Here is a 14248-nt window from a genome sequence, read left to right as displayed (position 1 = left end):
CGTGGAGCAAGCGTAGTTGAACAAACTGGATGGCCAGAAACTAAGTTAGAGTGCTCGACGATCCCGGTTCATAAGCACCTTCGATTCGATTCGCGTAGTGAGTGGCGCCCTAATTGGCGTAGACGGCTAAGCGGTTTACGCAACCGGACCGGGCAAAAAAACTGTATATCAATCGTTATGTGAAAAATGAATCGTCCGCTGTTTGTTTCCCTGGATGGCCCCAAAGGCACCGGCAAAACCACGCTGTTGGAAGCCGTGACCAAAGCGCTGAGGGTGGATAACAAGAAGGTGATCCGGCTTTGCGAGAAGAAAAGTGATCCCTTCAGGGGTGAAACGATGGCCCTGGTCAACCAGCTCGTCAGAAAACCCAGCGTCGATCTGGAGTGGGCGGTGTGTGAACGGTTTGCTGAGAGCCGCGCCTGGATTTCGCAGAACGTGCTGACCAAACAGCCCCCGGGCAGCATCATCCTGATCGATCGCTGGTATCCCTCGGATGCAGCGTTTCGCCGAATTGCCCCGTTTGCCGAGATTCTGCAGTTGAACCTTGATCGCAACGTGCAAGTGCCGGACTTGCATGTCGGGGTTGTCACCGATCCTGAGGTTTCCTGGGCGCGCGCCGCCGCACGGTCGCGGGGGTTGAGCAGTACGGTGATGCACAGGCTTGAAGAGCATGTCGCGAGTACCGAGGCGTTCGAGCGCGCGGTCGCCGAGCATGGCTGGGTTTTGTGCCGCAATGAAGGGACGATCGAAGCGGCGACGGCGCAGGTGGTTGCCGAGATTAAGAGCGTTCTCGCTGGTTAGTCCGCGCGCAAGGCACCCTGTATCAGTGACGCGAATGAGGCGGTCATTTGCTGGATGTCATGCTGCCCGCGGATCAATGCGCCGGACAGCGCTTCCCCGGCGCCGATCAGGCCGATACAGCGTCGCTCCAGTTCGGCCGCTGTCAGTGACGCAGCCGCGTGAGGCTTGAGCACGGCGATGAACATTTGCACGCAGTTATCCAACAGCTCCTGAAATACCACTGATTTTTCTTCGCTGCCAGCCAGCGCCGCGCCGACTGCGTGAAACTCATCGGTGTGGTCGGCTGCGCACTGAATGTAGGCGCTGGCGAGTATCTGCGCAGTTTCATCCGGGCCCCGGGTGTTGTTGGTCATGGCGTCGCGCAGCGTGTTGACGCGCTCGGTATCGATCCATCTGTAGAGTTCGATCAACAACGCCGAGCGCGTCGCGAAGTGATCGTAAACCACCGGTTTGGACACGCCAGCGCGGATCGCCAAATGCCCGAGAGTGAGCCTGTCCGCGCCTTCGTCGCGCACGATCAGCAGAGCGTTATCGAGTAACTGTTGGCGCCGTTCGGCTTTGGAAAGGCGTTGCGCGGCTGAAGCTTGGCTAGGTGGTTTGTCGGCTTTTGGCACGTGATCGATTTCCAGAAGAATAAAACCTACCAATGGTAGGCGAATTTTTTTGTGCTCGTGTTAGGGTGTCTACTGTTAGTAGGTTGCAGTCCCTGAACGAGGAGAATACACAATGTCAATTGATCCTATCTTGTTAATGGGCGGTTCCGGCGCGATTGGTCACCAGACTGCCCGGGCACTGCGCGCCGCGCATCCCGATTTGCCTTTATTGATCGGTGGCCGCGACTTGGCGAAAGTCCAGCAGGCGGCAGAACAGATTGGTGGAGCCCAGGGTGTGGTGATAGACGCTGCGGCAGCCGACTTGGGTCTAGGCAATCATTCGGTCAGCGCCGTCGTGGTGTTTTACATGGATCATGCCCTCGCCGGGTTGCGTTTCGCCCAACAGCGCGGTGTGCCTCACCTGAGTATTTCTTCCGGCGTGTTCGAGATCGCGCCGGAAATTGCGACTTACATGCACAGGCCTGATGCGGCGCCGATTGTCCTCGGTTACGAATGGATGGTCGGCGCAACGACCGTATCGACGCTGCATATCGCCAAGGCATTTAGCCGGGTGCACGACATCCGCATCCACGCGCTGGTCGACGAACAGGACGGAGGAGGGCCGACCGTCGCCAAGGATTTCGAACACTTGAGCAAAATGCTGCCAGCCGCCCTGACACGGCGCGACGGCGTGTACATCTGGCGCGAGGGCGAGGATGCCAGGGTCAGCTTTCGCGCGGTCGATGGTACGCAAATGCAGGCCTCCGGTTTCTCCTCCATCGACGTTGTCGGTTTGGCGGCTGCGACAGACGCGCCCAATGTGCAGTTCAATCTGGCCAGCGGGGTCAGTTCATCGCGACGCCAGGGACAGCCGATGTCGACGGAAATCATCATCGAACTCGCAGGCGAGGACTTGACCGGCAGACCGTTGCGCACACGTCACGCCACCATCCACCCGGCAGGCGCGGCGGCGCTGACCGGCCTGAGCGTCGCCATGCTGCTTGAGCGACTGCTCGGTCTGGACGGTCAACCACCGACTGCGCCAGGGCTGTACTTTCCTTATCAATTGCTCAACGCCGCGGCGTATCTGCAACGCTTGGAAAGTGAAGGTGGCGAGTTGCGTGAGCTGCCAATGCAATAAAAGTATGAGGTCTCAAGATGCGAAACGCGCAGCGAGTTGTGAAGCCGCACGTTCGAACGCGTTTCTCATCTCTGCGACGACCTCGTCATCGTGTTCCAGCGACAGATAAATTCGGCCGTAGGGCGATGGCATCATCAGCACGCCGGCCGCGCGCAATGTCAGGTGAAGTGCCTGACTGAACGCGGCATTGGCTGATTCGGCGGCTTCTGCATAAGTCGTCGGCGCGCGCTCGGACGGCCAGATCGTAAAGACGTTGCCATAGCCGCTGGTGCTGATGGTGATGCCGTGGTTGTTGAAGATGCTTTGCACTGCCTGACGCAATGTATCGCCGCGCTCGATCAACTGTCGGTAATCAGCGCCATCGAGTTGCGACAACGTGCTCAGTACCGCGGCGCAGGCGAGCGGTTTGCCGCTGAACGTACCACCGCGCAATACCCGACCTTCCTCAAAACCGGCATACAACTGCGGCTTGCCGAGAATCGCCGATACCGGTACGCCGTTGCCGATGGCTTTGCCGACGCTGGCAATGTCCGGGTCGAGACCGGCCTGATGACTGGCCAATCCTGCGTGCAGGCGGAATCCCATCAGCACTTCATCGCTGATAACCAATGCACCGTGCCGACGCGCCACGGTCTGCACATGCTGCAGATAGCCTGGCGCCGCCATGATGCAGCCGGCATTGGCGAGCATCGGTTCGAGAATCACTGCGGCGACGTCCGGGTCTTCGCTGAACAGTCGCTCGACGTCGTCGAAGTCGTTGAAGCGCAACAGCGTGGTGCGCCCATGCACCGGTCGCTGGCCATCGGCGAACGCAGCATCGCTCGAGCCGACGTTGCCGACGCTCACCTCATCAAACCAGCCATCGAAGCCGGCGGCCATTTTCGCGATGCGTCCGCGACCGGTATAGGCACGGGCTGCACGGCAGGCCAGATGCACCGCCTCGCTGCCGGAATTGGTAAAGATCACTTTGCTCAGCTCGCCGGTATGAGCCGCCAACGCGCTGGCGGCGGCATGTTCGCGTACGTGAGCCCATGACGGCGAGGCGGAATCGGCGAGGGCATCGCTGACTCGCGCGTTGACCTCGGCGTTGGCATGGCCAAGCAGCACCGCACCGAAGCCGAGCGCGGTGTCGATGTAACGGCGGCCGCTGTCGTCCCAGAGGTAAGGACCTTTGCCGTTGCGAATGAATAGAGTCTGGCCATCAAGTGCGGGGAGGATGCGCGCGGCGCTGGAAACATCGCCTACGAGATTGTGCATATTTACCTCTGTGTCGTTTTCCGGTGGAGGCTGGCGGTGGAAGTGGACAATGCGCCAGCGCAGTCGAATCGGGGTGGTGTGTTCAGCGGGTGTCCCAAGGGCTGCTGGCGAGCTTCTGTTCAAGGAAGTCGCGGAACACTCGAATTCTCGGGCTGAGATGTTTGCGGTTGCTGTAGATCATGTAGATCGGCTCGACGTCGTTCTGCCCGTAACTTTGCAGCAATGGCACCAGGCGTCCCGCTTGAATGTCCCGGCCAATATGAAACTCCGCCAGACGCACAATTCCGGCGCCGCTCAGCGCCAGATCGCGCAGCAGATCGCCTTGACCGAACGTAGCCTTCGGCACGACCGGCACGGTGACTGCGTGACCCTCGACGACGAAACCCCATGTGTTCCAGACGCTGCTGAAACCGAAGGAGAAGCAGGTGTGGTCGAGCAGTTGCACGGGATGTTCGGGCGTGCCGTGCCGAGCGAGGTATTCGGGGGCTGCACAGATGATCCAGCGGCTTTGGCCGATCTTGCGCGCGATGCGCGTCGAGTCGGGCAGCACGCCACTGTGAATGGCGATGTCCAGTCCTTGGTCGAACTGATCACTGAACTGCGCGCCGACCTGGATATCCACGCTCAGCCCCGGGTAAGCCGCGAGGAATTCCGGCAGCCAGGGGATGATCTGGTGCTTGGCGAACGTGGTCATGGTGTGCACGCGTAATGCGCCGCTAACCCTGGTGGGAAAGGCTTCGGCGAGCGAATCAGCCTCGGCCATTGCGTTGTTCACTGCACGGGCGCTGACCAGGTAGGCAGCGCCTTCCTCGGTCAGGGTCAAGTTCCGCGTACCGCGCTGAAACAATCGGGCTTGCAGCCGATCTTCCAGCCGCGAAACCAGCTTGCTGATAGCCGATGGGGTCATGCCGCAGGCACGCGCCGCCGCAGAAAAATTACCGTGCTCGGCGGCCCCGAGAAAGGCCAGCAGTTGCGAGTAGTTGTCCATGTTCTGCCTCCAATAATCAGAAGAAGACTGGCAGCGCCATGCGGCGGTGGCAACCAGCGGCCATTCGCGCGCGGATCGAGGGAGCAGGGCGGTTCAGCGAATGAATTGCTCGATGTAGTTATCCGCCAAGCCAAGCGATTGATAGTGCGCGCGGGCGGTTTCGAGCTTGGTGAACACGTCTTCGTAACCGACCGCGACACCTTGCGGATCGACGTAGGTGTAACCGCCCTGAACGTGGAACCAGGTGATCATTTCTTCCACGTCTTCGGGTACGTAAAGTGTGTGCGTTTCACCCGGTGGCTCAAAAGCGAACGAACCTTCTTCGGCGATCCAGTCGTGCTCCAGATAGTACCAACGGCCTTTGAGCACAAGTGCGTGCACGCCGCCGGTGTGGCGATGACGTGACAACACGCCGCTCTGCCGCACGCGCAGCAGATTGATGTAATAACCACCGGACACGCTCAACAGCAGCGGCTTGAACGAGACAGTCGCGGTCACCGGGACCCACAACTGATCGTCTTCTAGCCATTTGCCGAGTACGCCAGGATGGACCATGTCGGGCGACATGAAAGGCACCTGAGGCAATGCATAGGGGATGGCCAGTTCGTCGGGTTTCGAGGCTACGTTCATGAGGGCTTCCACAGTCAGTTTTCGATGTTCACGGCCGCTTTCGGGCCGGGTTGCGAGCAGGTTAGGGCGCAGTTGCGCCTGGAAAAAGGCCTCTGTCGGCACACGTACTTTGACCCACGGTCACAGCTGTGGCGTTTATCGAGGCCGTGCAAACGCTGGCGGTCAGGCGATTGCGCCGTCGTCCACTTGCATGGCGTTGCGCCGAGCCGACAATGCCGGTTGGCTCTTCTGCAGCAATACCCCGACGACTACCAGAAACGCAGTCAGGCCAAGCGTGCTGAGCAGCTCCGCGCGTTGCCCTGGGAAGATCGCCATCACCGCGAATATGCCGACGATGAACGCAATGGTCAGCAGCGTCAGCCAGGGAAACAGCCACATTCGCACTTCGAGCCGCTTGCCCATCGCCACCAGTTTGCGGCGCATGCACAGTTGAGTAATGGCGATCACCAGATACATCAGCAGCGCGAGCGCACCGCTGGTGGCCAGCAAGAATTGGAACACTTGTGCTGGCAGCAAATAGTTGGCGAGCAGCGCGGCGAGGGCGGCGACGGACGTCAATGCCACCGCCACCAGAGGCACGCCTTGGCGGTTGGTACGCGATACCGCCTCGGGTGCATCACCGCGAGTTGCGAGGGAGTAAGCCATGCGCGAGGCGGTATAAATCGCCGAATTCAGGCAACTGGTCACGGCGACCAGCACCACGATGCTCATGATTCCTGACGCGTAGGGGATGTTCATCGCGTTCAGCACCGCTTGGTAAGAACCCTGCGCCAGACCAGGAGCGTTCCACGGGATCAGGCACACCACGACGAACATCGAACCGAGATAAAACAGGCCCAAACGCCAGACCACGGCGCGAATCGCTTTCTTGATATTGGCTTTAGGGTCGCGGGATTCGGCAGCGGCAATCGTCACAACTTCGCTGCCCTGAAAACTGAACATTGCCGTCAGCAACGCCGCGACGATTGCCGCGTTTCCGTTGGGGGCAAAGCCGCCGTTGGCATACAGATTGGCGATGCCGCTGGTGGACGAGCCGGGCATCAGACCGAAAATCGCCACCACGCCGAAAACGATGAAACCGACAATCGACACGACTTTAAACAGCGAAAGCCAATATTCCAGTGTGCCGAACGAGCCGACGCTGAGACTGTTGCACAGGATCAGCACTGAAGTGATCGCAAAAGCGGTCAGCCAATGCGGCAACCCGAGCCAATCACCGAGGATATTGCCGGCAACAATGGCCTCAATGGCGATCACCAGCACGTAAAACCACCAATACAGCCAGCCGATCGAGAACCCAGCCCAACGGCCCATCGCCTGGTCGGCATAAGAAGAGAACGAACCGGTGTCCGGCCGCGCGGTGGCCATCTCGCCGAGCATTTGCATCACCAGCACAACGATGACCGCCGCGATCAGGTAAGACACCAACACGGCGGGCCCGGCAGTCGCGATGGCATTGCTCGAGCCCACGAACAACCCGGCACCGATCACTCCACCAATCGAGATCATCGTCACTTGCCGGCTCTTCAAGCCAGTCCCCAGCTTGTGGTTGCTCTTGTTTTGGTCGCTACGCATTGGCTTGAACCTCGTTTGCACATTTATTGTTGTCATGCGCCGTCTGCGAGACAGCGTTGTAGGGCAACTATACTTGGCAAGGGCTTAGTGGATTAGAGGTTGAATGGTCATAGCGGGTATGACGGCAATTCACAGTGGGATGTTTCGGGGGAGTATTGGATGAGTTGGGGAGGATTACGGATGGTTCAAAGGTGACTGAGCGGTTGACGCGTTGAGCTGACGTCGAGGAGTGATACCTGATTTAACATAATATACATTACACGTAACAAGATGTTTCGGATTTGCCCCAGTTATCCAGGGATCGAAGCTCACCGCACCAGACCCTCGATGTGGGGATTCACGATTCACCGGACAATAATTCTTGATTCACCGGAATCTCAGAAAAATCATGACGTTACGCCGAAATCCTCAACCCCATCTAGAAATTGCAAATGACCCCCTACTCATAAAACATGGACTGGCTCATCATTGGCTCATGGCTAGGAATAGCGTTCTAGAGCGATCCAGATCAGCGTCCACTGAGAAAAAGTCACGATTCACCGGACAAAACGCAGCTTGACCAAAAAAGTCACGATTCACCGGAAAACCGGCTCTTGGGGTATGAGCAAAATGCTCCTGGGGGGCTGCTAGAGGGAAAAATCCATCAATTCGGAGGATTATGTAGCTCATGGAGCACATTTATGGCGCTACCACCGCATTCATGAACCACCGGAAAAAACGCGGAAACCCCCAGCGTAATGGTAAAAAAGCTACCTGTCTTGACCCTATATGCCTCAGATACTAGCGTTCTAGAGGGGTTTCGATGAATTCTTGATTCACCGGAAAAACCGCAAAAAAAGTCACGATTCACCGGACAAAACGCAAATAAAGTCACGATTCACCGGAAAATCCCCAGATATTGGTGCTGCGATTAGAAGACTTGTAATAGATGGGTTCCAGCGAAAAGACGGAGTACTTCCGGATATACCTCAATAGTTAATTCGATAATATATATGCGCGGCAGAAACATTGGTTGGCATTAATATTAATTCTTTTTTTTCAGAAAGTGGCAGCACTTGAGTTCCCAACTACTCGCCGTTACCATCCGTCTGATGACCGCGAAATCGGCACCAAGGTTAATTACACTAAACGGTCATTTAGTGTAGTTATATCTTTTTGTAAAATAACCAGGAGCATTGCACCTCACGGGCCCACCCTTCCCTAGTGCCAAAACCAACGTCATCCAGGCTGGATGGCCACGCGACCACGCAGCATGACCGCAGCCCTGACACGGCGAGAGCCGAAAGTGCTCATGCGCATGAACTCTTCGTGACTCACTGGCAAATGTTGGCAATCGATGCTCTTGTGCTGTCGGCTGTGATCCACATCCGGATCGTGCAGGTACACGAACTCCTCGTCGCAACCGGTGATCAGTACCCAATGCGGCGCTTTGAGACGGGTGAATCGATAACTGCTGATCAGTATCACGGGTTTGAATCCAGCCTCAATCGCTGCGCAGATGTCGAAATTGGACGTTCGCTCGGTGATGACGCCCGCTTGCTCCAAATCCTCTGCGAAGTGCTCTTCCACCAATTTCATGATGGCTTTTTTCTCCGGACGGCGGACCCCATCGAGAAACAGCGAGCCCAATTGGCTGACCAACAGGCGTACTTCAAAACCGCGCCGACAGGCCGCCAGTGCCAGGCCTTGAGGGCTGCAGCCACCGTGTCCAGCCGTCATGAAAACCGTAGTCGCCTCGCGCCAAAGCTGAATTTCTTCCTTGCGGCTCATCGGTCGGCTGGTGTCGATGGCAGCCATCGCCATCAGCAAACAGGCAGCCCCGCAGGTGAATTCGGTGGTTTGTTGATAGTAGGGAACCTGGCGGGTCGGCGGCGGAGCGTCACGCAGGATTCGCTTTTCGTAGCGCAGCGCTTCGGCATGGTCTTCGTAGTAGTCCTCCACCACCGCGAAGCGCTGGTACCCGTTGGCCTCATACAGGCTGATGGCTGCCGGATTATCGACTCTTACCTCCAGCCGCAACCACGCGCAATTGCGCGAGAGCGCGCGCGTTTGTGCTTCTTCCAGCAGTCGCTGACCCAGACGATGGCCTCGCCACGCATGGCTGACAGCGATGGAATAAAGGCGCGCGAGCGAGGTGCCGCGATGAAACAGCAGCAAGGCATATCCGGCTAATTGCCCTTTGTGCTCGACGACGATCAAACAGCTATTGGCACGGCTGATCATCCAGTGAAAATTGCGCTGGCTCAGCCGGTCGAGCGTGAAACATTGCTGTTCCAACGCCACCAATTGATAGACATCGTCCAGCACTGCAACGCGAAAGTTAAAAAACATGGTGACACCGTAATGTTTGAGTAACGAACCGGGACAGACTCAGACGTCCGTGATTTATTGAAGCGGCGTGTTCTTCAATAGGGATCGATTACTCATGTCAGCGGTGCAACCCAACGTGAACGAAGTATTGGATAAATCGGAACGTTCCACAATATCCCTCGTAGAGGAACCTCCCAGCACGGGACGCTTGAGCAGCCAGCTGCTGATCCTCGTCGAACGCAAGGAAGACTGGGCCAGCTACCTGCCCAGCGAAAGCTTGATGCTGGCCCAGGATTACCTTGAGCACAGCGACGATTTCGCCGGTCGCACACAGGTCATCAACCTGTGCCGCAACTACAAATATCTCGGCCAGGGCTACTACTGCTCTTTGCTGGCCGAGGCCCGCGGGCACAAGGTGTTGCCGTCCGTGCGCATCATCAGCGAGCTGTCGCGCAAGGCTCTTTATGGAGTCGGTCTGGATGATCTGGAGCGCACCCTCGAGCGTGCGCTGGCCAACCATCCTTACGGCAATACCGAAGCTTTTACCCTGTCGCTGTATTTCGGCAAAGCCACCATCGATTCGCTGCAAGAGATTGGCCGACAGCTCTTCGAGGCGTTCCCCTGCCCCATCCTGCTGGTGGAATTTCGCCGTGGCGAGACGTGGCAAATCGCTGGAATCAAACCGGGCGCACTGCACAAACTTCGTGATGATCAACAGCATGTTTTCGCCAACGCGCTGGACGCCTTCAACCGCCGCACGTGGCGCCAACCGGCGTCCAAACGAATGGCTCGATATGACTTGGCGATATTGCAAGATCCCGCCGAAGCGCTGCCACCGTCGAACGCATTGGCGCTGGAGCGATTTGTTGAAACCGGCAAACAGCTTGGCATCGACGTCGAGCTGATCGAGAAAAAAGACTACGCGCGTCTGGCTGAATTCGACGCCTTGTTCATTCGTGAAACCACCCGCGTAGACGACCACACCTACCGTTTTGCCAAGAGAGCCGAGAGCGAAGGTCTGGTGGTCATCGATGATCCATCGTCCATCCTGCGTTGCACCAACAAGGTGTACCTGACAGACCTGCTCAAGCGCCGTGGTCTGGGCATGCCAGCTACGGAAATTCTCTACAAGGATCGACCTCAGGAACTGGAACAGGCAGGCCGTCGTCTGGGCTTTCCGCTGGTACTGAAAATCCCCGACGGCTGCTTCTCGCGGGGCGTGGTAAAAGTCGCCGATGCGCAGGCGCTGGCTTCGGCAGCGCAGCAATTGTTCGAGCATTCGGTGCTGCTGCTCGCTCAAGAATATTGCTACACGGAGTACGACTGGCGCGTCGGTGTGCTTAACGGCGAAGCGCTTTTTGCCTGCCAATACTTCATGTCCAAAGGGCATTGGCAAATTTACAACCACAAGGCTGTGCCCGGCGAAATCAACGGTTTGTGCCAAGCCGTCCCGGTGGAACAAGCGCCACCCGAAGTCGTGCAACTGGCGGTGGATACGGCGCGATTGATCGGCAATGGCCTTTACGGTGTCGACCTCAAACAGGCCGACGGCCGCGTGTTGGTGATTGAAGTCAATGACAACCCCAACCTCGACGCGGGAACCGAAGACGGAGTGTTGGGCGATGAGCTGTATCGTCGTGTGCTTCAGGCATTCATCCAGAGGCTGGAGCTCAAACATCGCGGCCAGGCGTGGTAGCCGATGATCGAAGGCTACTGCATTCAGCAAGGCATCCTGTGCCAGGCACCGGGCGATCAGGCCAGCGTCTGGCTGTGCGTTGCACCCGATGCCAGCGAGCAATCGTTCCTGCGGGAACGATTGGGTGTCGGCGATCAGGCATTGGAGTCGTCGCTGGATCCGGACGAAGTCGCGCGAATCGAAATCAAGCCAGATCATCTGTTCCTGATCTGGAAGCGCCCGGAAAGTTTCGATGGTCGAGCCTTCAACGTATCGTCCTTCGGTGTGGTGCTGAGCGAGCAGAGACTGGTGGTGATTTGCGCGAGCAACTCACTTCTCGAAGGTCTGGAAAGCGGCTCGGCGCTAAGCGGGCCATTGGATGTTTTGATGGCGCTATTGGCTGAAAGCGTCCACCACTATCTGGGCCACTTGCGTGTTGTCAAACAGGTCGCGCGCGAAGTGCAGCAGCAGTTCAACCGCGCCATGGATAACCAGCAACTGGTGCAGATGTACAACTTGAGCGAAAGCCTCGTGTACTACGTGAACGCCATTCAGAGTAACGGCGCAGTGCTCGCGCTGCTGCGCAGCCATGGCCAGCGCCACGGTTTCTCCCCGAGCCAGGTGGACTCGCTCAACGACCTGATCATCGAGAACGAGCAAAGCTACCAACAGGCGAAAATCCACGCCAAGGTCTTCGCCAACCTCATCGAAGCGCGTGGCAATCTGGCCAACAATGGTATGAACCTGGCGCTGCGCAATCTGACCCTGATCAACGTGGTGTTCCTGCCACTCAACTTGATCGCCAGCATTGGCGGCATGTCCGAGTTCAGCATGATGACCAGCGCTTTTCCGTGGTGGGTTTCGTTCCCGTTGCTGCTGGTTTGCATGGCGTTACTCGGCGGCGGCATGGCCGCAGCTTTAAGGCGGATGGCCTGAATCGAGGCCTGAAATAGCGGCATGTGGCGTGGAAACTGACAAGTGCGCCGCAACGGCAATTTGGCGTAACTTACGACCAGCGACATTCCAGCCCAGGAACTACCCCCAAGGAACATCCACGCCATGCAGCCTCAACCCTTCAAGATCGCCATCGCCGAAGACGCCATCACCGACTTGCGCAATCGGCTGAACCGCACCCGCTGGCTGACCGGGATCGAAGGCCAAGGCTGGAGCGAAGGCACTGACCTGGCGTTTCTCCAATTGCTGATCACTTACTGGGCCGACACCTTCGACTGGCGCACGCAAGAATCGCAACTCAACCAACTCCCGCACTACCTCGCCCAAGTCCATGAGCAAACCGTGCATTTCATCCACCAACCGGGCACCGGCACCGCGCCCATGCCGCTGATTCTCACCCACGGCTGGCCGGGTTCTTTTGTCGAGATGCAGCAGCTCATCCCACTGCTCGCCGACCCGGCCAGCCATGGCGGCGATGCGGCAGATGCCTTTCACGTGGTGGTACCGTCGCTGCCGGGGTACGCCTTCTCCCCTGCTCCGCTGCATAAAGGCGTCGGGCCGTATGAGGTCGCCGGGCTGTGGGCGGCGCTGATGCAGGGTTTGGGTTATGCGCGATTTGGCGCGCAGGGCGGCGACCTGGGGGCCGGCGTTTCGACGTGGCTGGGCCGGCGTTTTCCCGATCAGGTCAGCGGCATTCATCTGAACTATGTGCCCGGCTCCTATCGTCCGCCGCTTGGTCCTGATCAACCGCCGATCACTGCAGACGAACAAGCTTTTCTCGACCGCTCGGCGACGTTCGCTGATGCCGAAGGTGCCTACGCCAAGCTTCATGGGACCAAACCGCAATCGCTGGCCATCGGTCTCAACGATTCACCGGCCGGACTGGCGGCGTGGATGGTCGAGAAATTCCAGGCGTGGACCGACTGTTCCGGCGATCTGCACTCGGCGGTCAGTCTCGACGCGTTGCTGACCAACATCAGCGTTTATTGGTTTACCGGCAGCATCGGTTCGTCGCTGCGCCCGTATGTCGAAGGTCGCAACCGGCCGTTATCATTTGCCGCTGGGGAACGCGTGCAGCCACCGACCGGAGTCGCGCTGTTTCCTGCCGAACTGCCAATGCCGCCGCGCAGTTGGGTCGAACGCTGCTTCGATGTGCAACGCTGGACGACGATGCCCAAGGGCGGCCATTTCGCTGCGATGGAACAACCGCAGTTACTCGCCGAAGACATCCGCGCGTTCTTTCGCCCGTTGCGCTGACGAATTCAGTCAACCCGGCTGGCACGTCTCAGCGTTTCGCTCGGCAATTCCTTGAACAGTGCGTGGTAGCTGCTGGAAAACCGCCCCAAATGCCAGAACGACCAGTTCATCGCCACTTCGGCGACGGTCGTTTCCAGGGGGCTGCGGCTGAGCAATTCGCGATGCGCGCTATTCAGTCGGCGCAGGCGCAGCCAATGCGTCGGGGTCATGCCGGTAAACGCCTTGAACGCATGTTGCAACTGCCGCAACGGCACGCCGGCAACCTGCGATAGCTCCAGCAGGTTAAGGGTTTCTTCCGGCGCATCGGCGGCCCATTCGCCGACGCGTTGCATGATCGAGCGCTCATCGCTGCGCCGCTGTAATCCGCCGCGATCCAGACGCACGCACGCGTTGTCGAGAATGTACAAACAGTCTTCCAGAAGTTGCAGGGTCAGTGCTTCGCGGCTCGGCGGATCGAGTGTCTGGTTCAGCCGTGTCAGCGTTGCGCTGAGCCAGCGACTGAACAAGGCGTTCTGCTGACAATTGAGCGCCGACATGAACAAGCCTTCCAGCCGCGCCACATTCAAACCATGGCGCTGGACAAACTCCGGACCAAACACCACGGCGATCTCTTGATAGTTCTCCGGGGTGATCCAGATGTTGCGACTTTCACCATTCAACACGTACAGCGAGTTGTCGCTGCGATCAAAACAGAACGCCAGTGAACCCTGCGGCGCGCTGAAATTCTGCTCGACGCGGGTGTTCATGTGTTCTTCGTAAATCTCTACGCCCTGCAAGTCCAGGTAACGCACCAACCCGGCGAAATGCCCCGGTGACATCTGCTGGTAATGCTGGACCCAACCGGGTGTGGCGCGGATTTGTTCGGCGACATCGGCGGTGTTGAACGCTTGGACCTGGAGCGGATTGCACACTGTCATGGGAGACCTTACGCACTCGTTTGGTGCGTTTTGGTGCTGCTTAAAGTGGATAGATGGAACGTCAAGGCTCGCCCAAGATAGTCGCCAACGCGCTTCAGGGGAAGGGTCTGTCAGACGAAACCGCCCTCCCCGGCGTTACCCAAACCAACA

At 58.2% G+C, this 14248-nt stretch carries 12 protein-coding genes; 5 read left to right on the top strand and 7 right to left on the bottom strand.

Annotated elements, in window-relative coordinates; genetic code table 11:
* The first annotated feature begins 186 nt into the window (after window positions 1-186).
* A complete protein-coding gene (locus tag FBY12_RS03895) occupies window positions 187-801 on the top strand; it encodes a dTMP kinase (protein WP_145251344.1) in 615 nt (204 codons plus the stop codon).
* On the opposite strand, the gene FBY12_RS03890 is transcribed toward FBY12_RS03895, so the two are convergent.
* On the bottom strand, window positions 798-1415 hold the full coding sequence (locus tag FBY12_RS03890; protein WP_256663254.1) for a TetR/AcrR family transcriptional regulator: 618 nt from the start codon (window positions 1413-1415) through the stop codon (window positions 798-800). The two genes, FBY12_RS03895 and FBY12_RS03890, sit on opposite strands and share 4 nt — an antisense overlap.
* Before the next feature lie 112 nt (window positions 1416-1527).
* Here FBY12_RS03890 and FBY12_RS03885 point away from each other — a divergent pair, with 112 nt between their 5' ends.
* Window positions 1528-2535 carry an NAD(P)-dependent oxidoreductase gene (locus FBY12_RS03885; protein ID WP_145251342.1) on the top strand — a complete coding sequence of 336 codons (1008 nt, stop codon included), beginning with the start codon at window positions 1528-1530 and terminating at the stop codon, window positions 2533-2535.
* Window positions 2536-2547: 12 nt separating this feature from the next.
* Here the strand turns inward: FBY12_RS03885 and FBY12_RS03880 are convergent, their stop codons facing one another.
* From FBY12_RS03880 to FBY12_RS03860, 5 genes are all read right to left on the bottom strand, one after another.
* The gene (locus tag FBY12_RS03880) at window positions 2548-3792 is read right to left on the bottom strand and encodes an aspartate aminotransferase family protein (RefSeq protein ID WP_145251340.1); all 1245 of its coding nucleotides are present in this window, start codon (window positions 3790-3792) and stop codon (window positions 2548-2550) included.
* Between the two features lie 82 nt (window positions 3793-3874).
* Window positions 3875-4780: a LysR family transcriptional regulator gene (locus FBY12_RS03875; protein WP_121730761.1), complete on the bottom strand. Its 906-nt coding sequence runs from the start codon at window positions 4778-4780 to the stop codon at window positions 3875-3877.
* Between the two features lie 93 nt (window positions 4781-4873).
* The gene (locus FBY12_RS03870) at window positions 4874-5410 is read right to left on the bottom strand and encodes a 2,4'-dihydroxyacetophenone dioxygenase family protein (protein ID WP_121730760.1); all 537 of its coding nucleotides are present in this window, start codon (window positions 5408-5410) and stop codon (window positions 4874-4876) included.
* A 162-nt stretch (window positions 5411-5572) separates the two neighbouring features.
* Entirely contained in the window at window positions 5573-6985 is a 1413-nt protein-coding gene (locus tag FBY12_RS03865) for an amino acid permease (protein WP_145251338.1), read from the bottom strand.
* A gap of 1218 nt (window positions 6986-8203) precedes the next feature.
* Window positions 8204-9316: a GNAT family N-acetyltransferase/peptidase C39 family protein gene (locus tag FBY12_RS03860; RefSeq protein ID WP_145251336.1), complete on the bottom strand. Its 1113-nt coding sequence runs from the start codon at window positions 9314-9316 to the stop codon at window positions 8204-8206.
* A gap of 94 nt (window positions 9317-9410) precedes the next feature.
* Here FBY12_RS03860 and FBY12_RS03855 point away from each other — a divergent pair, with 94 nt between their 5' ends.
* The 3 genes from FBY12_RS03855 to FBY12_RS03845 all read left to right on the top strand — a co-directional run bounded on the left by FBY12_RS03855 (window position 9411) and on the right by FBY12_RS03845 (window position 13181).
* Window positions 9411-10991 (top strand): RimK family protein, encoded by a 1581-nt coding sequence (locus tag FBY12_RS03855; RefSeq protein WP_145251334.1) that lies wholly within the window; start codon window positions 9411-9413, stop codon window positions 10989-10991.
* Between the two features lie 3 nt (window positions 10992-10994).
* Complete coding sequence (locus tag FBY12_RS03850) at window positions 10995-11906, top strand: magnesium transporter CorA family protein (protein WP_109504246.1); 912 nt, start codon at window positions 10995-10997, stop codon at window positions 11904-11906.
* Between the two features lie 123 nt (window positions 11907-12029).
* Entirely contained in the window at window positions 12030-13181 is a 1152-nt protein-coding gene (locus FBY12_RS03845; RefSeq protein WP_145251332.1) for an epoxide hydrolase family protein, read from the top strand.
* 5 nt (window positions 13182-13186) lie between these two features.
* On the opposite strand, the gene FBY12_RS03840 is transcribed toward FBY12_RS03845, so the two are convergent.
* On the bottom strand, window positions 13187-14098 hold the full coding sequence (locus FBY12_RS03840; RefSeq protein WP_145251330.1) for a helix-turn-helix domain-containing protein: 912 nt from the start codon (window positions 14096-14098) through the stop codon (window positions 13187-13189).
* Between the last annotated feature and the right edge of the window lie 150 nt (window positions 14099-14248).

The organism is Pseudomonas sp. SJZ131 (genome assembly GCF_007828705.1).
Taxonomy (GTDB): domain Bacteria; phylum Pseudomonadota; class Gammaproteobacteria; order Pseudomonadales; family Pseudomonadaceae; genus Aquipseudomonas; species Aquipseudomonas prosekii.
The sequence above is the reverse complement of the archived record's forward strand: the minus strand, read 5'-3'. Positions and strand labels throughout refer to the sequence as shown.

Bases quoted from the DNA above. Each gene is read 5' to 3' on its own strand.
- FBY12_RS03895 (WP_145251344.1), top strand. From the start codon at position 187: ATGAATCGTCCGCTGTTTGTTTCCCTGGATGGCCCCAAAGGCACCGGC.
- FBY12_RS03885 (WP_145251342.1), top strand. From the start codon at position 1,528: ATGTCAATTGATCCTATCTTGTTAATGGGCGGTTCCGGCGCGATTGGT.
- FBY12_RS03880 (WP_145251340.1), bottom strand. From the start codon at position 3,792: ATGCACAATCTCGTAGGCGATGTTTCCAGCGCCGCGCGCATCCTCCCC.
- FBY12_RS03875 (WP_121730761.1), bottom strand. From the start codon at position 4,780: ATGGACAACTACTCGCAACTGCTGGCCTTTCTCGGGGCCGCCGAGCAC.
- FBY12_RS03870 (WP_121730760.1), bottom strand. From the start codon at position 5,410: ATGAACGTAGCCTCGAAACCCGACGAACTGGCCATCCCCTATGCATTG.
- FBY12_RS03865 (WP_145251338.1), bottom strand. From the start codon at position 6,985: ATGCGTAGCGACCAAAACAAGAGCAACCACAAGCTGGGGACTGGCTTG.
- FBY12_RS03860 (WP_145251336.1), bottom strand. From the start codon at position 9,316: ATGTTTTTTAACTTTCGCGTTGCAGTGCTGGACGATGTCTATCAATTG.
- FBY12_RS03855 (WP_145251334.1), top strand. From the start codon at position 9,411: ATGTCAGCGGTGCAACCCAACGTGAACGAAGTATTGGATAAATCGGAA.
- FBY12_RS03850 (WP_109504246.1), top strand. From the start codon at position 10,995: ATGATCGAAGGCTACTGCATTCAGCAAGGCATCCTGTGCCAGGCACCG.
- FBY12_RS03845 (WP_145251332.1), top strand. From the start codon at position 12,030: ATGCAGCCTCAACCCTTCAAGATCGCCATCGCCGAAGACGCCATCACC.
- FBY12_RS03840 (WP_145251330.1), bottom strand. From the start codon at position 14,098: ATGACAGTGTGCAATCCGCTCCAGGTCCAAGCGTTCAACACCGCCGAT.